Here is a 21,745-nt window from a genome sequence, read left to right as displayed (position 1 = left end):
GCGTGCTGCCTGATAATGCGGCACGCTGCAAACACACACGTTGAGGTAAGGAGTTTATAGTGAAAAAGTTGTTCTGTGCTGCTGCTCTGGGTGTTGCGTTAGCTGCTTCTGCGGGTGCCCAAGCGGCTGATAAAGTTGCCGTCGTGAACCTGAGCCAGGTTTTCCAGCAGTCTCCGCAGCGTGCTGCTGTTGCTAAACAGCTTGAAGGTGAATTCCAGAGCCGCGCCTCTGACCTCCAGTCTCAGCAGCAGAAGATCCAGCAAGAAATTCAGGATCTGCAGCGTAATGCATCGACCATGAAAGCGAGCGACCGCACCAAGAAAGAGAAGCAAATCTCTTCTGAGCGTGCTGCCTTTGAACAAAAAGCACAGGCTTTTGACAAAGACAACCAAACTCGTCAGATGCAGGAGCGTAACAAGCTGCTGGCTAAAATCCAGACCGCTGTTCAGTCTGTAGCGAAAAGCGAAGGTTACGATCTGGTTCTGGACTCTCAGGCCGTGCTGTACTCTTCTTCTGATGCTAAAGACATCACTGCTGACGTTGTAAAACAGGTTAAATAATTGATGTCATCAATTCGACTGGCTGATTTAGCCCAGCAGTTGGATGCAGAATTGCACGGAGATGGCGATATCGTCATCTCCGGCATTGCTTCTATGCAATCCGCCACAACTGGCCAAATCACTTTTCTTGCAAACAGCCGCTACCGCGAGCAGCTCGCTACTATCCAGGCTTCAGCCGTGGTGCTGACGGAAGCGGATCTGGAGTGGTGTAAAACGGCCGCCCTGGTGGTGAAAAATCCTTACTTAACTTATGCCCGCATGGCACAACTGCTGGACACCACGCCGCAGCCCGCGCAGAATATCGCGCCCAGCGCGGTGATCGATGCAACGGCTAAGCTGGGTAAGAATGTTTCGGTAGGCGCAAATGCGGTGATCGAGTCCGGCGTAGAGCTGGGTGACGACGTCGTTATTGGCGCAGGATGTTTTGTTGGTAAGCAGACGCGCATTGGTCGCGGCTCACGTTTGTGGGCTAACGTCACGATTTATCACGAAATCCAGATTGGTCAGGATTGTCTGATTCAGTCCGGCACCGTCATTGGTGCTGATGGTTTCGGCTATGCTAACGATCGCGGCAATTGGGTGAAAATCCCGCAGCTGGGTACCGTAGTGATTGGTGATCGGGTAGAAATTGGTGCCTGTACCACCATCGATCGCGGCGCGCTGGATAACACTCTGATCGGCAATGGTGTTATCATAGATAACCAGTGTCAGATTGCGCACAACGTCGTGATTGGTGATAACACCGCAGTTGCGGGTGGTGTGATCATGGCGGGTAGTCTGAAGATTGGACGTTACTGTATGATTGGCGGCGCCAGCGTCATTAACGGCCATATGGAAATCTGTGACAAAGTGACCGTAACGGGCATGGGCATGGTAATGCGCCCCATCACAGAGCCAGGCGTGTATTCGTCGGGAATTCCACTGCAACCCAACAAAACCTGGCGTAAAACAGCAGCGCTGGTGATGAACATCGATGAAATAAGCAAACGCTTAAAAGCCATCGAACGTAAGGTCGGCAAAGACGACTAAACGCATCCCACGCTACTCGCTTTCATAACAAGAAGTGTATTTTCTGCCACCTTGGCTAACCCGAGAATGGCAGCAGGTATCGTAAGAAAGCGAAACGTCCCGAACTAATTTGCGGCCTGCGGAAGATCATTTTGATCGGTGCAGGCCGTGTTATTGTTGCCATCAGATTTTTTAGGACAGGAAGAGTATTTTGACTACTGAAACGCATACTCTGAAAATTGAAGAGATTTTAGAACTGCTGCCACACCGCTATCCTTTCTTGCTGGTTGATCGCGTGCTGGATTTTGAAGAGCATAAATATCTGCGCGCGGTGAAGAACGTTTCTGTTAACGAACCGTTTTTCCAGGGACATTTCCCTGGTAAGCCGATTTTCCCAGGCGTTCTGATTCTGGAAGCGATGGCGCAAGCGACCGGCATTCTGGCGTTCAAAAGCGTTGGAAAACTGGAACCAGGCGAACTCTATTACTTCGCTGGTATCGATGAAGCCCGTTTCAAACGTCCGGTTGTGCCGGGCGATCAGATGATCATGGAAGTGACCTTCGAGAAAACCCGTCGTGGCCTGACGCGCTTTAAAGGCGTGGCGACCGTGGACGGCAAAATTGTCTGTGAAGCGACCATGATGTGTGCCCGTAGCCGGGAGGCATAATAAGTGATTGATTCAACCGCCAATATCCATCCCAGTTCTGTCATTGAAGAGGGTGCTGTTATCGGCGCCAATGTTCACATCGGTCCGTTCTGTTTTGTCGGTGCCAATGTGGAAATTGGTGAAGGAACGGTTCTCAAATCGCACGTGGTGGTGAACGGCCATACGCGTATCGGCAAAGACAATCAGATCTACCAGTTCGCTTCCATTGGTGAAGTGAACCAGGACCTGAAATATGCGGGCGAACCGACGCGCGTTGAAATTGGCGATCGTAACCGCATCCGCGAGAGCGTGACCATTCATCGTGGCACCACGCAGGGCGGCAATGTGACCAAAGTCGGCAGCGATAACCTGCTGATGGTGAATGCTCACATCGCGCATGACTGCGTGATCGGCAATCGCTGCATCTTTGCTAACAATGCCACGCTGGGCGGTCACGTCACCGTTGATGATTTTGCAATTATCGGCGGCATGACGGCGGTACATCAGTGGTGCACCATTGGTGCTCACGTGATGGTTGGCGGTTGTTCAGGCGTCGCGCAGGATGTGCCGCCTTATGTCATTGCGCAGGGCAACCACGCAACGCCATACGGTATCAACATCGAAGGTCTGAAGCGTCGCGGCTTTAGCAAAGAAGCGCTGCATGCCATTCGCAACGCGTACAAACTGCTGTACCGCAGCGGCAAAACGCTTGATGAAGTGAAACCAGAGATTGAAGAGCTGGCGAAACAACACAGCGAAGTGCAGCCTTTCTATGACTTCTTTGCCCGATCTACGCGTGGATTGATTCGTTAATCCATGTCAGCGCGTCCCCTAACGATTGCCCTGGTCGCCGGAGAAACCTCCGGCGATATTCTTGGTGCAGGTCTCATCCGTGCGTTAAAAGCGCGCCATCCTGATGCGCGCTTTGTTGGCGTGGCCGGTCCGCTGATGCAGGCCGAAGGCTGCGAAGCCTGGTATGAGATGGAAGAGCTGGCGGTGATGGGCATCGTCGAAGTGCTGGGACGCCTGCGGCGTCTGCTGCACATTCGTCGTGACCTGACGAAGCGCTTCACCGAACTCAAGCCGGATGTGTTTGTCGGCATTGATGCGCCGGATTTCAACATTACGTTGGAAGGGAGCCTCAAGCGCGCGGGCATTCGCACAATTCATTACGTCAGCCCTTCCGTTTGGGCGTGGCGTCAAAAGCGCGTATTCAAAATCGGCCGCAACACTAATCTGGTGCTGGCATTCCTGCCGTTTGAAAAAGCGTTCTACGATCGTTTTAACGTACCGTGCCGCTTTATCGGCCACACCATGGCTGATGCGATGCCGCTACAGCCCGATAAGCTGGCGGCGCGCCGCGAGTTAGGTATTGCTGAAGAGGCGATTTGCCTTGGCTTGTTGCCGGGCAGTCGTGGTGCGGAAGTGGAAATGCTCAGCGCCGATTTCCTGCGCGCCGCGCAGTTGCTGCGTCAGCGCTATCCAACGCTGGAAATCGTGGTGCCGCTGGTGAACGCCAAACGCCGCGAGCAGTTTGAGCAGATCAAAGCGCAAGTTGCGCCTGAACTGCCGATGCATTTGTTGGATGGCAAAGGTCGTCAGGCGATGCTGGCCAGCGATGCCGCTATTCTTGCATCTGGCACCGCCGCGCTGGAGTGCATGCTGGCGAAATGCCCGATGGTGGTTGGCTATCGTATGAAGCCGTCGACCTTCTGGCTGGCAAAACGTTTGGTAAAAACGCCGTATGTTTCCCTGCCAAATCTGTTAGCCGGTCGCGAGCTGGTGAAAGAGTTGCTGCAGGACGAATGTCAGCCCGAAGCGTTAGCTGCGGCGCTGGAGCCGCTACTGCACGCGGGCCCTGAGCGCGAAGCGCTGCTGAAAACCTTCACCGAGCTGCATCAACAGATTCGCTGGAATGCCGATGAGCAGGCGGCGGATGCGGTACTGGAGATCATCAATGGCTGAATTTATCTATCCCAACGCGCAGCTGATTGCTGGCGTTGATGAAGTCGGACGCGGCCCGCTGGTTGGCGCAGTGGTGACGGCGGCGGTGATCCTTGATCCCGCCAACCCGATTGTCGGACTGGCCGACTCGAAAAAGCTCTCCGATAAGCGTCGTCTGGCGCTGTATGACGAGATCAAAGAGAAGGCGCTGGCCTGGAGTCTTGGCCGAGCCGAGCCAGAAGAGATCGATCAGCTCAATATTTTGCATGCCACCATGCTGGCGATGCAGCGCGCGGTCGCGGGTTTGCACATTGCGCCGGACTTCGTTCTGATCGATGGTAACCGTTGTCCCGCGCTGCCGATGCCCTCGCAGGCGGTGGTGAAGGGCGATAGCCTGGTGAAAGAGATCAGTGCTGCTTCGATCATCGCCAAAGTCACGCGCGATCGTGAAATGGCCGAGCTGGATCTGCTGTTCCCGCAATATGGCTTTGCGCAACACAAAGGTTATCCAACCGCGCTGCATATGGAAAAGCTGACGCAGCACGGCGCCACACCTCATCATCGTCGCAGCTTTGCGCCGGTGCGTAACGCCTTGATTGATGCTGACGTGCTGGCAGCCCGCCAGCCAACTACGCTTTAATAGCCTGACGCTGTTTTAACCGGAAACTGATATGGCTGAACCTCGTTTTATACATCTGCGCGTCCACAGCGATTACTCCATGGTTGATGGTCTGGCGAAAACCGGACCTTTAGTCAAAAAGGCGGCTGCGCTGGGCATGCCGGCGATCGCGATTACCGATTACATCAACCTGTGCGGGCTGGTGCGTTTTTACGGTAGTGCGCATGGCGCGGGGATCAAGCCGATTGTTGGTGCTGACTTCCAGGTCGCCAGTGACTTGATGGGCGATGAGCTGACGCAGTTAACTCTGCTGGCGGCCAATAACACCGGTTATCAAAACCTGACCTTGCTGATTTCGCGTGCGTATCAGCGTGGTTACGGCATTGCGGGCCCCATCATCGATCGTGACTGGCTGCTGGAGCTGGGCGAAGGCCTGATTCTGCTGTCTGGCGGACGTCGTGGCGATGTGGGCCGCAGTCTGCTGCGCGGCAATAGCGCGATGGTCGCGCAGTGTTTGAGCTTCTATCAGGAACACTTCCCGAATCGCTATTATCTCGAATTGATGCGCACCGGTCGCGCCGATGAAGAGGCCTATCTGCATGGTGCCGTCGAACTGGCAATTGCCGAAGGTATTCCCGTCGTTGCCACCAACGAAGTGTGCTTCCTCAATGAAGAAGATTTTGATGCGCATGAAATCCGCGTGGCGATTCATGACGGCTACACGCTGGACGATCCCAAGCGTCCGCGCAATTACAGCCCTCAGCAATATATGCGCAGTGAAGAGGAGATGTGCGAGCTGTTCTCGGACATCCCGGAAGCGCTGGAAAATAGCGTAGAGATTGCTAAGCGCTGTAACGTGACGGTGCGCCTCGGCGAGTATTTCCTGCCGCAGTTCCCCACCGGTGATATGAGCACCGAAGACTTCCTCGTGGCGAAGTCGCGCGAAGGCCTGGAAGAGCGTATGGAATTCCTCTTCCCGGATCCGGCGGTGCGCGCTGAAAAACGCGTGGAATATGATGAACGTCTGGAGATTGAACTCACTGTTATCAACCAGATGGGCTTCCCCGGCTACTTCCTGATCGTGATGGAGTTTATCCAGTGGTCGAAGGACAACGGTATTCCCGTTGGTCCAGGCCGTGGTTCGGGTGCCGGTTCATTAGTGGCGTATGCGCTGAAAATTACCGATATCGATCCGCTGGAATTTGACCTGCTGTTCGAACGCTTCCTGAACCCGGAACGTGTCTCGATGCCCGATTTCGACGTCGACTTCTGCATGGAGAAACGCGATCAGGTGATCGATCACGTGGCCGATATGTATGGACGTGATGCGGTATCGCAGATCATTACGTTCGGTACCATGGCAGCGAAAGCGGTTATTCGCGATGTGGGACGTGTACTCGGCCATCCGTACGGTTTTGTTGATCGTATCTCTAAGCTGATCCCGCCCGATCCTGGCATGACGCTGGAGAAAGCCTTCCTGGCTGAACCGCAGCTGCCGGAGATCTACGAGGCAGATGAAGAGGTGAAAGCGCTGATCGACATGGCGCGGAAACTGGAAGGTGTCACGCGTAATGCCGGTAAACACGCCGGTGGTGTGGTGATCTCGCCGACCAAAATCACCGATTTTGCGCCGCTGTACTGCGATGAAAACGGGCAATTCCCGGTTACCCAGTTTGATAAGAATGACGTGGAATATGCTGGGCTGGTGAAGTTTGACTTCCTCGGCCTGCGTACGCTTACCATCATCGACTGGGCGCTAAAGATGATTAACCCGCGCCGTGAAAAGCAGGGTTTGCCACCGATTGATATCGCCGCCATCCCGCTGGAAGACAAAAAAAGCTTCGATATGCTGCAGCGCTCGGAAACTACTGCGGTGTTCCAGCTTGAATCGCGCGGCATGAAAGATTTGATCAAACGTCTGAAGCCTGACTGCTTCGAAGATATGATCGCACTGGTGGCGCTGTTCCGTCCGGGACCGCTGCAATCGGGCATGGTAGATAACTTCATCGACCGTAAGCACGGCCGCGAAGAGATTTCTTATCCGGATATTCAGTGGCAGCACGAAACCCTGAAACCGGTGCTGGAGCCGACCTACGGCATCATTCTGTATCAGGAACAGGTGATGCAGATCGCGCAGGTGCTGTCGGGTTACACGCTGGGCGGCGCGGACATGTTGCGTCGTGCGATGGGTAAAAAGAAACCGGAAGAGATGGCGAAGCAGCGTTCGGTGTTCCAGGACGGTGCGGAGAAGATGGGCGTCGACGGCGAACTGTCGATGAAAATCTTCGATCTGGTAGAGAAGTTCGCCGGCTATGGCTTTAACAAGTCGCACTCCGCTGCTTACGCATTGGTTTCTTACCAAACGCTGTGGCTGAAAGCGCACTATCCGGCAGAGTTCATGGCGGCCGTAATGACCGCCGATATGGATAACACTGAGAAAGTGGTTGGCCTGGTTGACGAATGCTGGCGCATGGGCCTCAAAGTGCTGCCGCCAGACATCAATTCAGGACTCTACCCGTTTCACGTTAACGATGAAGGTGAGATCGTGTACGGCATCGGCGCGATCAAAGGCGTGGGTGAAGGTCCGATCGAAGCAATCATTGAAGCGCGTAATGAAGGCGGTTACTTCAAAGAGCTATTTGATCTCTGTGCTCGCACCGACACCAAAAAGATTAACCGTCGCGTGATGGAAAAACTGATCATGTCGGGCGCGTTCGATCGTCTCGGCCCGCATCGCGCGGCCTTGATGAGTGCGCTTGGCGATGCCTTAAAAGCGGCCGATCAGCATGCCAAAGCCGAAGCCATCGGCCAGGCCGATATGTTTGGCGTGCTGGCGGAAGAGCCGGAGCAGGTGGAGAAATCCTACGCCAGCATCACGCCGTGGCCTGAACAAATTCAACTGGATGGCGAACGTGAGACCTTGGGTCTGTATCTCACCGGACATCCAATTAATCAGTATTTGAAAGAAATTGAGCGTTACGTCGGCGGCATGCGCCTGAAAGACATGCATCCGACAGATCGTGGTAAAGTAACCGTTGCGGCGGGGCTGGTGATTGCCGCCCGCGTGATGGTTACTAAACGCGGCAACCGAATTGGTATTTGTACGATTGACGATCGTTCTGGTCGTCTTGAAGTGATGTTATTTACCGATGCGTTAGATAAATACCAGCAGTTGCTGGAGAAGGACCGTATCCTGATCGTCAGTGGACAGGTCAGCTTTGATGACTTTAGCGGTGGCCTTAAAATGACCGCTCGGGAAGTTATGGACATCGACGAAGCGCGGGAAAAATACGCGCGCGGACTTGCTATCTCGCTGACGGACAGGCAAATTGATGACCAGCTTTTAAACCGTCTCCGCCAGTCTCTGGAGCCTCATCGCTCCGGGACCATTCCGGTGCATCTCTACTATCAGAGAGCCGATGCGCGAGCGAAGCTACGCTTTGGTGCAGCGTGGCGTATTTCGCCCAGCGATCGTTTACTCAACGATTTGCGGTCGTTAGTAGGATCGGAGCAGGTGGAACTGGAGTTTGACTAAAACAGGAACATTATGAGTCTTAATTACCTGGATTTTGAACAGCCAATCGCAGAGCTTGAAGCGAAAATCGACTCGTTAAAATCGATTGGCCGTTCGGATGAGAAACACGATATTAATTTGGATGAGGAAGTGCAGCGTCTGCGCGAAAAAAGCGTTGAGCTAACCCGTAAAATCTTCTCCGATTTAGGCGCATGGCAAGTGGCGCAACTCGCGCGTCATCCGCTGCGTCCTTATACACTGGACTATATCCGCAACGCGTTTGATGATTTCGACGAACTGGCTGGCGACCGTGCTTATGCCGATGATAAAGCGATTGTCGGCGGTATTGCCCGTCTTGACGGTCGTCCAGTGATGATCATTGGTCATCAGAAAGGTCGCGAAACCAAAGAGAAAATCCGTCGTAACTTCGGTATGCCGGCACCAGAAGGCTACCGCAAAGCGCTGCGTCTGATGGAAATGGCTGAACGTTTTAAGATGCCGCTGATCACCTTCATCGACACGCCGGGTGCTTATCCGGGCGTGGGTGCAGAAGAGCGCGGTCAATCTGAAGCGATCGCCCGCAACCTGCGTGAAATGTCTGGCCTGAAAATTCCGGTGATTTGTACCGTAATCGGCGAAGGCGGTTCCGGTGGTGCGCTGGCCATCGGCGTGGGCGATAAAGTCAATATGCTGCAGTACAGCACCTATTCGGTTATTTCACCGGAAGGTTGTGCGTCGATTCTATGGAAAAGCGCCGACAAAGCACCGCTGGCTGCGGAAGCGATGGGTATCACAGCTGAGCGTCTGAAAGAGCTGAAGCTGATCGATTCCATCATTCCTGAGCCGCTGGGTGGCGCGCATCGTCATCCAGTTGATATCGCTGTCAGCTTGAAAAAGCAACTGTTAGCGGATCTGGCCGATCTCGATGTGCTGAGCACCGAAGAGTTGCTCAACCGTCGCTATCAGCGCCTGATGAACTACGGTTACGCTTGATACATCAAACTGAAGCAAGAAGCGGACCTCGGTCCGCTTTTTTTATGTCTAACGTACACCATCCTGACCAGCCATTCGTAGGGTAGCCATTCATGGCTACCTGGTCGACGATTTCGCTGTGACTTCGGTGCAAGGTCCAGAAAAGACCAGCCCGATCGCAAAGAATAACTGCATCCGTGCAGATCGGCCTCGCCATCCATGGCTCGGATGCTTTGCTCTTCGGGCTGGTCTTTCCTGTCCCCTCAGGCTTTATCATGGCTTTTCTGGAACATTAGCATTCGGTTGCAATTACTCAACAGCAGAGCATTCCAGGTTTATCCGCGCGCGCTTTTCGCTATCCTTATTCAGTGCCACAACACCACAGGAGGTGAGCATTGAATATTATTGCGATCATGGGACCGCACGGCGCTTTCTACAAAGATGAGCCTATTCGCGAACTGGATGCTGCCCTTAAGCTGCAAGGCTTCCAAACCGTTTACCCCAATAATGCCAGCGACCTGCTGAAGTTGATTGAACACAATCCGCGTATCTGCGGAGTGATTTTTGACTGGGACGATTACAGTCTGGCGCTGTGTAGCGACATCAATCAGCTCAATGAATATCTGCCGCTGTATGCCTTCATCAACACCCATTCGCAAATGGATGTCAGCATCAACGAGATGCGCATGGCGCTGCACTTCTTCGAATATGCCTTGAGCGCTGCCGATGACATCGCGCTGCATATTCGTCAGTACACCGATGAGTACATCGATAACATAACGCCGCCGCTGACCAAAGCGTTGTTCACCTACGTCAAAGAGGGCAAATACACCTTCTGTACGCCAGGTCACATGGGCGGCAGCGCGTTCCAGAAAAGCCCGGTGGGCAGCTTGTTTTATGACTTCTTCGGCTCGAACACCTTAAAAGCGGATGTCTCGATCTCGGTAACGGAATTGGGTTCGTTGCTCGATCACACCGGCCCGCATCTGGAAGCGGAGGAGTACGTCGCGCGCACCTTTGGCGCCGAGCAAAGCTATATGGTGACCAACGGCACCTCGACCTCGAACAAAATCGTCGGCATGTATGCGGCGCCTGCGGGCAGCACGGTGCTGATAGACCGTAACTGCCATAAATCGCTGACCCATTTGCTGATGATGAGCGACATCATCCCGATCTGGCTCAAACCGACGCGCAACGCGCTGGGCATTTTGGGCGGCATTCCACAGCGTGAGTTTACGCGTGACAGCATCCAGCAAAAGGTCAACGCCACGCCGCGCGCCAGCTGGCCGGTGCATGCGGTGATCACCAACTCAACCTATGATGGCCTGCTGTATAACACGCAGTTCATCAAACAGACGCTGGATGTGCCATCAATCCACTTCGATTCTGCGTGGGTGCCGTACACCAATTTCCATCCAATTTATGCCGGTAAAAGCGGCATGAGCGGCGACCGTATTCCCGGCAAAGTGATCTATGAAACGCAATCGACGCACAAACTGCTGGCGGCGTTCTCGCAGGCTTCGCTAATTCATATCAAAGGTGATTACGACGAGCACACCTTTAACGAAGCCTACATGATGCATACCACCACATCGCCGAGCTACGCGATTGTCTCGTCGATTGAAACTGCAGCGGCGATGCTGCGCGGTAATCCGGGTAAGCGATTGATCAACCGCTCGGTTGAACGTGCGCTGCATTTCCGTCGTGAAATTCAGCGCTTACGGGAAGAGTGCGAAGGCTGGTTCTTTGATATCTGGCAGCCGGAGCAGGTCGATCAAGCCGAATGCTGGCCGATCCAGCCGGGCGAAGAAGATTGGCACGGTTTCACTCATGCTGATCGCGATCACATGTATCTCGATCCGATCAAAGTCACCATTCTGACGCCGGGCATGAGCGAGCTGGGCAAGATGGCGGAAGAGGGCATTCCAGCCGCGCTGGTGGCTAAGTTCCTCGATCAGCGCGGTATCGTGGTGGAGAAAACCGGGCCGTACAATCTACTTTTTCTGTTCAGCATCGGTATTGATAAAACCAAAGCGATGAGCGTGCTGCGTGGGCTGACGGAGTTTAAGCGCGCATACGATCTCAATCTGCGGGTGAAAAACATGCTGCCGGATCTCTATGCTGAAGATCCCGACTTCTACCGCAATATGCGCATTCAAACGCTGGCGCAGGGCATTCATCAGTTGATCCTGCAACACGATCTGCCGCGCCTGATGTTGAAAGCGTTCGACGTGCTGCCGGAGATGAAGATGACGCCGCATCAGGCATTCCAGCGCCAGGTAAAAGGTCAGGTGGAAACGGTGGATATTCGCGAGCTGGTGGGTCGCATTTCTGCCAACATGATTCTGCCGTACCCGCCAGGCGTGCCGGTGGTGATGCCGGGCGAGATGATTACGGAACAGAGCCGTTCCGTGCTCGATTTTCTGCTGATGCTCTGCACTATTGGTCGACACTATCCCGGCTTCGAAACCGATATTCACGGTGCAACGCTGACGGAAGATGGCCGCTATCTGGTGCGCGTATTGCGTGAAGAAGTCGGATAATCACCTCTTTCCAACGCCGCTTTTGCCACGTAGGGTAAGCGGCTTATGTGAAAACCGGAGTCGCTATGCTGCAGATAAAACAGATCCACCACATCGCCATTATTGCCACCGATTATCAGCGCAGTAAGGCGTTTTACTGTGATGTGCTGGGTTTTGAATTGTTGGGTGAATATTACCGCGCCGAGCGCGACTCGTGGAAAGGCGATCTCGGCCTTAACGGGGTTTACACCATCGAGCTGTTCTCTTTCCCATCGCCGCCGCCACGCGTCAGTGGGCCGGAAGCCTGCGGCCTGCGCCATCTGGCGTTTTGTGTTGAGGATGTTGAGCAGTCAATTGCGGCGCTGGCGGAGAAGGGCGTGACGTGCGAGCCGATTCGTATTGATGCGTTAACCGGTAAAGCCTGCACCTTCTTCCCCGATCCGGACGGTTTGCCGCTGGAGCTGTATCAGGCGTAAACTAGCGTCCGCCGCGAGCCGCAATTCGGTGGCTCGCCCGGACGGAACGCGCTCATGTCTTTATCTCATCTTGCTTCGCTGCTGACACCCGACGCTGGCTATGTGCTGGCGTTCAGTGGCGGACTCGATTCCACTGTGCTGCTGCATCAATTGGTCTGCTGGCAACGTCAGCAGCCAGCATTGCGTGTGCGCGCGTTACACGTCCATCATGGTCTGAGCCCGAATGCCGATAGCTGGGCGCTGCATTGTCAGCATGTTTGCCAGCAGTGGCAGATTCCCTGTGAAGTGCTGCATGTGCAGGTTGATGGTCGCGCCAACGGCATTGAAGCGGCCGCCCGCGAGGCGCGCTATCAGGCGCTGTTTCAGCAGCTGCAACTCGGTGAGCACTTACTTACCGCTCAACACCTCGACGACCAGGCGGAAACGCTGCTGCTGGCGTTAAAACGCGGCAGCGGACCGGCGGGTTTGGCCGCGATGCCGCCGCAGCGCAGCGTTGGCGATCATTGGCATCTGCGTCCGTTGCTCGACGTTAGCCGTCAGCAACTGGAAAACTACGCTGCCGATCATCAGCTGCGCTGGATTGAAGATGAAAGCAACGCCGATAGCCGCTATGACCGCAACTTCCTGCGTCAGCAGGTTCTGCCGTTGCTGCAGGCCCGCTGGCCGCACTTCAGCGCCGCCAGCGCTCGCAGCGCCGCGCTCTGTGGTGAGCAAGAGCAACTACTCGACGAGTTGCTGGCGGAACAGCTGGCGCAGCTTAGCGATGCGCAGGGCGCGCTGCACTTCCCACCGTTAATGAACATGAGTGAAGCGCGGCGTCATGCGCTGTTACGCCGCTGGATTGCCCAACAGGGCGGCGCGATGCCTTCGCGTGAGGCGCTGAAACGCATCACCGATGAAGTCATCAACAGCCGTGAGGATGCTAAACCCTGTTTGCGCTTCAGCGCTTTTGAGCTGCGCCGCTATCGGCAGAAACTCTATTGGTTAACGCCACAGCCTTCACTTAGTCAGCACTCGCTAACCTGGCAAGACCGCATACAGCCGCTCGATTTACCGGCTGGTTTAGGTTCGCTGCACGCGAATGCGTGGATTGCCGAGCTGCGTCAGCCTGCAGCGGATGAAGCGATCACTGTCCGCTTCCAGGCGCAGGGTTATTATCACTTGCAGGGGCGCGCAGGTGGCCGCGAGATGAAGAAGCTGTGGCAAGAGTTGGGCGTTGCGCCCTGGCTGCGCGAACGTATCCCGTTGATTTACTTTAACCAGACGCTAATTAGCGCGCCGGGGTTGTTTATCACCCGTGAAGGCGCAGCCAGCAATGAGCAAGGCTGGCAGGCGATCTGGTCACCACAACAATAAAATGGAGAGCAATGATGAAACTTTGGATGGCAGCGACGTTATTCGCTGCGGCGCTGCCGGTGTTGGCCGACGGCGATGTCAATGCAGGCGCGCAAAAAGCGGCAAGCTGCATGGCGTGTCACGGTGCCGAGGGCAAAAGCGCGGTGCCGCTCTATCCTAATCTGGCCGGGCAGCATGCGCCTTATCTGCTGCATTCACTGCAAGCTTATAAAAAATGCGAGCGGAGCGGAGGCCAGGCGGAAGTGATGAAAGCGTTTGTGGCAGGATTGAGCGATCAGGATATGGCAGATTTATCGGCGTATTACAGTTCGTTAAAGCCTTAAGCGAGGTGGGCGGGATGTGATTCCCGCCCGAGAGAGGTTTTACTCGTCTTCGCTAACGACGACGGTGCCCAGCTCCGGATGGGTGAAGCTGGCGATGTGGTCGAGCCGCACTTCGCGGGTCTCGCCTGAGAGATCGACGGCAAGGTACTCAACGTTTTTACGTGAGACCATGTCCACGGCTTTCGCCTTGAGCTGATCGCCGTTTTTTAACTCTAACGACAGCGTCCAGTTTTTTTGGCAGGCGAGTTCGAGGTTGTCGTAATCATCGCAGTTGATGGGTTTATAGGCTTCATTCGTCAACATAGTCGCTCACCAATAAGTTTGCAGCGGCATACGCTGCTTGTTCCCTGAGAGAAGAGTTTAGCGCAGAATCAGCGGCAATATCGTTGAGAGCCTTCAACGCACAACCTATGGCGTCTGGCACATACCCAAGGTCGCCGCTACCAATTTCGGCATACTTCTGGCGAACTAACTCACAATACTTTTGCACATACACCTCCTCAGCAGAGTTGATACTCTGGATGATAGGCGACTATATCACAGGAATTTCATGGAAATCAGCCCGGTCGTCACGGGAATGATGCAAGGAAATGGGCAAAAGTGACATTTCGCGCTGGTCTCATGCACGCAGCGTGCGCACAAAAGGTTAAGTTGATGAACAGGTTATTACACGACGCAACGTCGAGCCAAACGGCAGGTGACAGATGATTGTGCTGTCTCGATCGGTTTCACTTGCAGATAATGAAGTGGAACTCAGTGCCATCCGTGCGCAAGGTGCCGGTGGCCAGCATGTGAATAAAACCTCCACGGCGATTCATCTGCGGTTTGATATCCATGCATCGTCGCTGCCGCCGTTCTACAAAGAGCGACTGCTGGCGGCGAGCCATCATTTGATCACCGCAGAGGGTGTGGTGATTATCAAAGCGCAGGAGCATCGCAGCCAGGAAATGAATCGGGAAGCGGCCGTGCAGCGGCTGATAAATCTGATTCAGGAGTTAACCACGGTGGAAAAAGTGCGGCGCGCGACCAAACCCACGCACGGCTCTAAAGTGAGGCGGCTGGAAGGTAAAACCCGGCGCAGTAACGTGAAGGCGATGCGTGGAAAGGTACAATAAAAAACGCCTCCGGCTGGAGGCGTTTTAGCGTTACTTGTTCAGGGCTTTCGTCAGGAAGTCGACGATGTCATGTTGCTTAATCATCTGCTTCTCGCTGGCGGTACGCGCCTTGTACTCGATCTCTTCATTATCGAGATTACGATCGCCAATCACGATGGTGTGCGGCACGCCGATCAGCTCCATATCCGCAAACATCACGCCTGGACGCTCTTTGCGGTCATCCAGAATCACGTCAATGCCTTTGGCACGCAGCGTGTTGTACAGCTCTTCAGCCAACTGCTGCACACGGAAAGATTTGTGCATGTTCATTGGCAGAATCGCCACTTCAAACGGTGCTAATGCTGCAGGCCAGATGATACCGCGCTCGTCGTTGTTCTGCTCAATCGCAGCCGCTACAACACGCGTGATACCGATACCGTAGCAGCCCATGGTCATCACCTGGTTACGACCATCTTCGCCTTGTACTGCCGCTTTCATCGCTTCGGAGTACTTGGTACCCAACTGGAAGATGTGGCCCACTTCGATACCGCGTTTAATCTGCAGCGTGCCTTTGCCGTCTGGGCTTGGATCGCCTTCCACTACGTTACGGATATCTTCCACACGTGGTTCTGGCAGATCGCGTCCCCAGTTGATGCCGCTCAAATGCTTGCCATCAATGTTAGCGCCGGCGCAGAAGTCGCTGGTTTTCGCCACGGTACGATCGGCGATCACTGGCATGGTTAAACCGACCGGGCCGAGTGAGCCTGGACCGGCACCGAGCAGCGCGCGAATTTGTTCTTCGCTCGCCATCTCCAGCGGTTCAGCGACGATATCCAGCTTCTCGGCTTTGATTTCGTTCAACTGATGATCGCCGCGCAGCAGCAGGGCAACCAGCGTATGGCCGCTCTCTTCGCTGGCTTTGACGAACAGCGTCTTAACGGTTTTTTCAATCGGCAGCTGATGTTGCTCGACCAGCTCAGCGATAGTCTTAGCGTTTGGCGTATCGAACTGCGTCATGGCGGCTGTTGCCTGCGGACGCTCGCCAGCCGGCGCTAAGGCTTCGGCTTTCTCAATGTTGGCCGCGTAATCGGATTCGCTGGAGAAGATCACGTCATCTTCACCGCTCAGCGCCAGCACCTGAAATTCATGTGATGCGCTGCCGCCGATAGAACCGGTGTCAGCTTGTACGGCGCGGAAATCCAGGCCCATACGGCTGAAGCTTTGGCTATAAGCGCGGTACATCGCGTCATAGGTTTCCTGCAGCGATTCCTGCGTGGTATGGAACGAGTAAGCATCTTTCATGATGAACTCGCGTGAACGCATCACACCAAAACGCGGGCGCACTTCATCGCGGAATTTGGTCTGGATCTGATACAGATTGATCGGCAACTGCTTGTAAGAGCTCAGCTCGTTGCGGATCAGATCGGTGACCACTTCTTCGTGGGTTGGACCCAGCACGAAGGGACGTTCGTGACGATCTTTAACGCGCAGCAGCTCCGGGCCGTACTGCTCCCAACGGCCGCTCTCTTCCCACAGATCGGCAGGCTGAACCACCGGCATGGAGATCTCAATCGCACCGGCGTTGTTCATCTCTTCACGCACGATGTTTTCAACTTTTCGCAGCACGCGAATACCGGTCGGCAACCAGGTGTAAAGACCAGAAGCCAGTTTGCGGATCATGCCGGCGCGCAGCATCAGCTGGTGGCTGATCACTTCTGCATCGGAAGGTGTCTCCTTCAGAGTGGAGAGCAGATATTGAGTAGTACGCATTGATTACGATTCCATTTATACGGAAGGAGACTGACAAAATTTTTCTGGCGGCTAGTGTACCAGCGAGAACAATCACTCAAAAGCGCGTTTTAACGGGGATCGAGGGCGATCACCTCGGTTCCTGCCGCATCAATGCGCCAGCGCACGTTAAAGTCGAGTAGCCAGGCGGCATATTCACGATCTTCGGTCTCACCTTTACGGTAAGCCGGACGCGGATCCTGCGCCAGCACCTCGCTAATGAAACGCGCTAACTGTGGATAGGTTTTCTGCTGCTGTTGAAGCTGAGTCTGCGCCAGCGGCGAAAAGCGAACCGGCATACTGGCATCAGGTGCCGCCTGCGCAAATCCGGCGCGCGCATCTGGCAGCGCTTCGGCAAATGGCAGATAAGGTTTGATATCCACCACCGGCGTGCCATCGACTAAATCGAGACTGCCGAGCTGCAAGATCACCTGCTGCTTCTCGCAGCGAATGCCTTTTAACTCAACCAGCGACATGCCGATAGGATTGGGGCGGAAGGTTGAACGGGTGGCAAAAACGCCCATACGCGCATTGCCGCCGAGGCGCGGTGGACGTACGGTCGGACGCCAGCCACCTCCCATGGTTTGGTGAAACACAAACAGCACCCACAAATGACTGAATTCTTCGAGCCCGCGCACCGCTTCCGGCTGATTATAAGGCGGCAGCATATGCAGCTCGCCGCCGCCATCCTGCACCAGACCGGGCTGGCGCGGGACGGCAAACTTCTCTTTCCACGGCGAACGAATCACGCCGATTTGCGCGAAGGCAAACTCACTCATTGATTCGAGACTTTCAGTGCAGAGCCCTGGCAAATGGCCTGGCGATAGCATCCCGGCGTGCTGGTGACAATTTCGCACTTATGCAGCAGAACTGCGTTGGCTTTCATGCCAGCCGCTCGGATCTGCAGGCGCTTACGCGCAGTGTTGATGTTAGGAGGCGAATCCTGGCTGCTGCTCTGGCAATCTTCAGCGGACACTTCGCCCAAATCGCGGAACGGGTTGCTGACCAGATCGGCCGCATCGGTGTAGATCTTCACCGGCGCAGGACGTGGAGTCGGTTTGCGTTCTGGCTCGCTGGATGCCTGTTGCGGGCGAGAAGGAGCACTGCTTATCGGGTGATATTCACGCACACACCCGGTTAGCATCAATGCCAACAAGCAGAGCGGTAAAAAACGCATGGCAACATCCTCAAGTAATAAAAAGTGGCGTTATTGAAACAAGGACGACAATAAATAACAAGTCAGGTGCAATTTATGGCAAAAGAAAGGGCGGCCGAAGCCGCCCTGCAAGGCATGAAAGGTGAAAATTACCAGCCTTTCACTGCGCCGCCGTTGAAGATCTTGTTGGCCGCTTCAGACACTTCGTCTGACTGGTAAGCCTCAACAAACTTCTTCACGTTCTCAGCGTCTTTGTTGTCTTCACGGGTCACGATCAGGTTCACGTAAGGTGAATCTTTGTCTTCCACGAAGATGCCATCTTTCGCTGGCGTCAGACCAATCTGGCTAGCGTAAGTGGTGTTGATCACCGCCAGAGCGATCTGCTGATCGTCAAGTGAACGTGGCAGCTGCGGCGCTTCCAGCTCAACAATCTTCAGTTTTTTCGGGTTCTCGGTGATATCCAGTGAAGTTGGCAGCAGACCAACGCCATCTTTCAGTTTGATCAGGCCCACTTTCTGCAGCAGCAGCAGAGAACGTCCCAGGTTGGTTGGATCGTTTGGAATGGCGATCTGTGAACCGTCCTGCAACTCATCCAGTGATTTGATTTTCTTCGAATAGCCGGCGATTGGGTAAACGAAGGTGTTCGCCACCGCAGTCAGCTTGTAGCCGCGATCTTTGATCTGCTGATCCAGATACGGTTTGTGCTGGAAGGCGTTAGCGTCGATATCACCTTTGCTCAGCGCTTCGTTTGGCAACACGTAATCGTTAAAGGTCACCAGCTCAACGTCGAGACCATATTTCTCTTTCGCCACTTTCACCGCAGTTTCAGCAACCTGCTGCTCAGCACCGACGATCACACCCACTTTAATGTGGTTTGGATCTTTTGCTTTCTGATCGCATCCTGCCAGCGCAATTGCGCCAATCAGAGCACCCACAGCGGCAATCTTTTTAAATGTAAAAGACATATCCCTTCCTTAATAGAGGACTATTGATGTTGCTTGCTTACTTATGGGACACAGCACGTACGATGCGGTCGCCACAGAATTGGATTAAATAGACCAGCACAACCAGCAGAACCAGCACGGTGTTCATCACAGTCGCGTTATAGCCGATGTAACCGTATTGGTAGCCAATCTGACCCAAACCGCCAGCGCCAACCGCTCCGCCCATTGCGGAGTAGCCAACCAGCGTAATCAGGGTAATTGTAGCGGCATTCACCAGACCTGGCAGCGCTTCCGGCAGCAGGACTTTACGCACGATTTGCAGCGGCGTGGCGCCCATGGCGCGTGATGCTTCGATCAAACCGGTTGGCAGCTCCAGCAGGGCGTTTTCCACCATACGTGCAATAAACGGCGCGGCGCCCACGGTCAGCGGCACGATAGCGGCTTGCAGGCCAATCGAGGTTCCGACGATGGCGCGGGTGAACGGAATCATCCACACCAGCAGGATAATGAACGGAATCGAACGGAAGATATTCACCAGCGCCGACAGCACGCGATAAAGCGCGTTGTTGGCCAGAATCTGGCCGGGACGCGTCACATACAGCAGCACGCCCACCGGAAGACCGAGGACAAAACCAAAGAAACCAGAGACAAAGGTCATCATCAGCGTTTCCCAGACGCCGCGCGTCAGTAACCACATCATCGCTTCAGACATAACCCAACACCTCTACTTTCACATGATTTTCTTTCAGCCAGGCAATGGCGGCTTGTGTATCTGTTTCGCTGCCATCCATCTCAGCCAGCATGATGCCGAACTTCACGCCACCGGCGTAATCCATCTGCGCACTGATAATGTTGTTATTCACGTTGAAGCGACGGGCTGCTTCAGACAGCAGCGGGGCATCAACCGATTTGCCGGTGAACTCCAGACGCAGCAGCGGCACGCTTTCGGCTGTTGCCTGTGGCGCCATGCGCTGTTGATAGTCGTCGGGGATATCCAGATGCAGTGTTGACTGAATGAATTGCTGCGCCAGTGGCGTTTTAGGATGCGAAAACACTTCGCTCACGCTGTCTTTCTCTATTAACTCACCGTTGCTGATGACCGCAACCTGATCGCAGATGCGTTTCACCACATCCATTTCGTGAGTGATCAATAGAATGGTAATGCCGAGACGACGGTTAATGTCTTTCAGCAGCTCCAGAATCGAACGCGTGGTGGCAGGATCCAGTGCGCTGGTGGCTTCATCACACAGCAGCACTTTTGGATTGCTTGCCAGTGCGCGGGCAATCGCGACACGCTGCTTTTGTCCGCCAGAAAGATTTGCTGGCCAGCTATCATGCTTGTCAGATAATCCCACCAGATCCAGCAATTCGCTAACGCGCTTCTTTATCTGTTCGCGTGAAAGATTGCCCAACTCCAATGGCAGCGCCACGTTGCCGGAGACGGTGCGGGAGTTCATCAGGTTAAAGTGCTGGAAAATCATGCCAATCTGACGGCGTGCCAGCGTCAATTGACCAGATGAAAGGGTAGTTAATTCCTGGCCATCAACCAGCACGCGTCCAGAGGTTGGGCGCTCCAGCAGATTGACGCAGCGAATCAATGTACTTTTACCGGCACCGGATGAACCGATGACGCCATAAATCTGTCCAGCAGGCACGTGCAGGCTGACGTTTGATAGTGCCTGAATGGTGCGTGAACCTTGCTGGAACACTTTGGTGATATTCTCAAGTTTAATCATTAGTTTATTTATTATCGTGTTGCATAGTCCGTGGTGTATCGGGCTTCACTCAGCAGGGCTGTGCGAAATTTGGATGGATGTTAAGGCATCCAGACGGCTAAATCAATGGAAGTCATTCAAACTGCCATTCTCTCGCTATACGCAATCATGCGATACTTAGCGACACATTTTCAGCAGGAGTTTCTACGTGGCGAATAAAGTCCCGGCTATTTTTCTTGATCGTGATGGCACATTGAATGTCGATCACGGCTATGTTCATGAAATCGATAATTTCGAGTTCATTGATGGCACCATCGAAGCGTTACAGGCGCTGAAGAAGATGGGCTATGCGCTGGTACTGGTGACGAACCAGTCGGGCATTGCGCGTGGCATGTTTACCGAAGATCAGTTTATGCAGCTCACCGAATGGATGGATTGGTCGCTGGCCGATCGCGATGTTGATCTGGATGGCATCTATTTCTGTCCGCATCTGCCCGATGCCACAGTAGAAGCGTATCGCCAGCAGTGTGATTGCCGTAAGCCGCAGCCGGGCATGTTGCTCTCCGCGCAGCAGCATCTGGATATCGATATGGCTTCTTCTTATATGGTAGGCGACAAAATAGAAGATATGCAGGCGGCGTTAGCAGCGGGTGTAGGTACGAAAGTACTGGTACGTAGCGGTAAGCCGGTAACGCCAGAAGGTGAAGCAGCGGCAGATTGGGTGATTAATAGTCTGGCAGAGCTGCCTGCACGCATCAAAAAGGCCTAAAAACGGGCCTTTTGCGCAAATTTCAAGCGAACAGCAAAAAACTTGAAATTTGCACTTGTCAGCTCCGAATAACTCCCTATAATGCGCCACCACTGAGACGGCAAAGCGGCAACGCAGACGGCTCAGCAGGGAGTGAAGAAATTCATCCCGCCGGATGAAAACGCTGAAAAAAGTGTTTGACTCCGAAAGAGGAAAGCGTAGTATACGCCACCTCGCGACATGCGGTTCAGCCGCTGTTCGCAGCGCTCTTTAACAATTTATCAGACAATCTGTGTGGGCACTCGCAGGATTGATATCAGCGTCTCCGGACGTAAAAAATATCAAAGCCTCACGAGTGAA

General features: G+C 54.2%; 22 protein-coding genes. 14 read left to right on the top strand and 8 right to left on the bottom strand.

Features of this window, described 5'->3' with window-relative positions:
- The first annotated feature begins 59 nt into the window (after positions 1-59).
- From FHW71_RS10965 to FHW71_RS10910, 12 genes are all read left to right on the top strand, one after another.
- Complete coding sequence (locus FHW71_RS10965; protein WP_007893920.1) at positions 60-560, top strand: OmpH family outer membrane protein; 501 nt, start codon at positions 60-62, stop codon at positions 558-560.
- 3 nt (positions 561-563) lie between these two features.
- Complete coding sequence (gene lpxD, locus FHW71_RS10960) at positions 564-1,589, top strand: UDP-3-O-(3-hydroxymyristoyl)glucosamine N-acyltransferase (protein WP_008108477.1); 1,026 nt, start codon at positions 564-566, stop codon at positions 1,587-1,589.
- Between the two features lie 190 nt (positions 1,590-1,779).
- Complete coding sequence (gene fabZ / locus FHW71_RS10955; RefSeq protein ID WP_007893924.1) at positions 1,780-2,235, top strand: 3-hydroxyacyl-ACP dehydratase FabZ; 456 nt, start codon at positions 1,780-1,782, stop codon at positions 2,233-2,235.
- Between the two features lie 3 nt (positions 2,236-2,238).
- The gene (lpxA, locus tag FHW71_RS10950; protein ID WP_008108476.1) at positions 2,239-3,027 is read left to right on the top strand and encodes an acyl-ACP--UDP-N-acetylglucosamine O-acyltransferase; all 789 of its coding nucleotides are present in this window, start codon (positions 2,239-2,241) and stop codon (positions 3,025-3,027) included.
- A 3-nt stretch (positions 3,028-3,030) separates the two neighbouring features.
- Entirely contained in the window at positions 3,031-4,179 is a 1,149-nt protein-coding gene (gene lpxB / locus FHW71_RS10945; RefSeq protein WP_179452006.1) for a lipid-A-disaccharide synthase, read from the top strand.
- The gene (rnhB, locus tag FHW71_RS10940; protein WP_179452007.1) at positions 4,172-4,798 is read left to right on the top strand and encodes a ribonuclease HII; all 627 of its coding nucleotides are present in this window, start codon (positions 4,172-4,174) and stop codon (positions 4,796-4,798) included. The genes lpxB and rnhB overlap by 8 nt, the downstream gene beginning before the upstream one ends.
- 31 nt (positions 4,799-4,829) lie before the next feature.
- Positions 4,830-8,312: a DNA polymerase III subunit alpha gene (gene dnaE / locus FHW71_RS10935; RefSeq protein WP_179452008.1), complete on the top strand. Its 3,483-nt coding sequence runs from the start codon at positions 4,830-4,832 to the stop codon at positions 8,310-8,312.
- Positions 8,313-8,324: 12 nt separating this feature from the next.
- Positions 8,325-9,284: an acetyl-CoA carboxylase carboxyl transferase subunit alpha gene (gene accA / locus FHW71_RS10930; RefSeq protein WP_179452009.1), complete on the top strand. Its 960-nt coding sequence runs from the start codon at positions 8,325-8,327 to the stop codon at positions 9,282-9,284.
- Positions 9,285-9,658: 374 nt separating this feature from the next.
- Positions 9,659-11,806: a lysine decarboxylase LdcC gene (locus FHW71_RS10925; RefSeq protein WP_179452010.1), complete on the top strand. Its 2,148-nt coding sequence runs from the start codon at positions 9,659-9,661 to the stop codon at positions 11,804-11,806.
- A gap of 65 nt (positions 11,807-11,871) precedes the next feature.
- Complete coding sequence (locus FHW71_RS10920) at positions 11,872-12,261, top strand: VOC family protein (RefSeq protein WP_008108470.1); 390 nt, start codon at positions 11,872-11,874, stop codon at positions 12,259-12,261.
- A gap of 54 nt (positions 12,262-12,315) precedes the next feature.
- Positions 12,316-13,617 (top strand): tRNA lysidine(34) synthetase TilS, encoded by a 1,302-nt coding sequence (tilS, locus tag FHW71_RS10915; RefSeq protein WP_179452011.1) that lies wholly within the window; start codon positions 12,316-12,318, stop codon positions 13,615-13,617.
- Between the two features lie 14 nt (positions 13,618-13,631).
- Positions 13,632-13,940, top strand: a complete 309-nt coding sequence (locus tag FHW71_RS10910; RefSeq protein WP_179452021.1) for a cytochrome c — start codon at positions 13,632-13,634, stop codon at positions 13,938-13,940.
- Positions 13,941-13,979: 39 nt separating this feature from the next.
- Here FHW71_RS10910 and rof read toward each other — a convergent pair whose 3' ends face one another.
- Positions 13,980-14,243, bottom strand: coding sequence for a Rho-binding antiterminator (gene rof, locus FHW71_RS10905; protein ID WP_008108461.1), 264 nt, complete (start codon positions 14,241-14,243; stop codon positions 13,980-13,982).
- Complete coding sequence (locus FHW71_RS10900) at positions 14,230-14,430, bottom strand: YaeP family protein (RefSeq protein WP_036622231.1); 201 nt, start codon at positions 14,428-14,430, stop codon at positions 14,230-14,232. The genes rof and FHW71_RS10900 overlap by 14 nt, the downstream gene beginning before the upstream one ends.
- A 214-nt stretch (positions 14,431-14,644) precedes the next feature.
- On the opposite strand from FHW71_RS10900, the gene arfB reads away from it, so the two are divergent.
- Complete coding sequence (arfB, locus tag FHW71_RS10895) at positions 14,645-15,055, top strand: alternative ribosome rescue aminoacyl-tRNA hydrolase ArfB (RefSeq protein ID WP_008108459.1); 411 nt, start codon at positions 14,645-14,647, stop codon at positions 15,053-15,055.
- 30 nt (positions 15,056-15,085) lie between these two features.
- Here the strand turns inward: arfB and proS are convergent, their stop codons facing one another.
- From proS to metN, 6 genes are all read right to left on the bottom strand, one after another.
- Positions 15,086-16,804: a proline--tRNA ligase gene (gene proS, locus FHW71_RS10890; protein ID WP_179452012.1), complete on the bottom strand. Its 1,719-nt coding sequence runs from the start codon at positions 16,802-16,804 to the stop codon at positions 15,086-15,088.
- Between the two features lie 89 nt (positions 16,805-16,893).
- Positions 16,894-17,601 carry a tRNA (N6-threonylcarbamoyladenosine(37)-N6)-methyltransferase TrmO gene (gene tsaA / locus FHW71_RS10885; RefSeq protein WP_179452013.1) on the bottom strand — a complete coding sequence of 236 codons (708 nt, stop codon included), beginning with the start codon at positions 17,599-17,601 and terminating at the stop codon, positions 16,894-16,896.
- The gene (rcsF, locus tag FHW71_RS10880) at positions 17,598-17,999 is read right to left on the bottom strand and encodes an Rcs stress response system protein RcsF (RefSeq protein ID WP_061718072.1); all 402 of its coding nucleotides are present in this window, start codon (positions 17,997-17,999) and stop codon (positions 17,598-17,600) included. The genes tsaA and rcsF overlap by 4 nt, the downstream gene beginning before the upstream one ends.
- A gap of 128 nt (positions 18,000-18,127) precedes the next feature.
- A complete protein-coding gene (locus FHW71_RS10875; RefSeq protein ID WP_008108451.1) occupies positions 18,128-18,943 on the bottom strand; it encodes a MetQ/NlpA family lipoprotein in 816 nt (271 codons plus the stop codon).
- A 37-nt stretch (positions 18,944-18,980) separates the two neighbouring features.
- A complete protein-coding gene (locus tag FHW71_RS10870; RefSeq protein WP_008108449.1) occupies positions 18,981-19,634 on the bottom strand; it encodes a methionine ABC transporter permease MetI in 654 nt (217 codons plus the stop codon).
- Positions 19,627-20,658: a methionine ABC transporter ATP-binding protein MetN gene (gene metN, locus FHW71_RS10865; RefSeq protein WP_008108447.1), complete on the bottom strand. Its 1,032-nt coding sequence runs from the start codon at positions 20,656-20,658 to the stop codon at positions 19,627-19,629. The genes FHW71_RS10870 and metN overlap by 8 nt, the downstream gene beginning before the upstream one ends.
- A 187-nt stretch (positions 20,659-20,845) precedes the next feature.
- Here metN and gmhB point away from each other — a divergent pair, with 187 nt between their 5' ends.
- The gene (gene gmhB, locus FHW71_RS10860; RefSeq protein ID WP_008108445.1) at positions 20,846-21,406 is read left to right on the top strand and encodes a D-glycero-beta-D-manno-heptose 1,7-bisphosphate 7-phosphatase; all 561 of its coding nucleotides are present in this window, start codon (positions 20,846-20,848) and stop codon (positions 21,404-21,406) included.
- The last annotated feature ends 339 nt before the right edge of the window (positions 21,407-21,745 follow it).

The sequence above is a fragment of the Enterobacter sp. Sphag1F genome (assembly GCF_014193275.1).
Classification (GTDB): Bacteria; Pseudomonadota; Gammaproteobacteria; order Enterobacterales; family Enterobacteriaceae; genus Pantoea; species Pantoea symbiotica.
The sequence above is the reverse complement of the archived record's forward strand: the minus strand, read 5'-3'. Positions and strand labels throughout refer to the sequence as shown.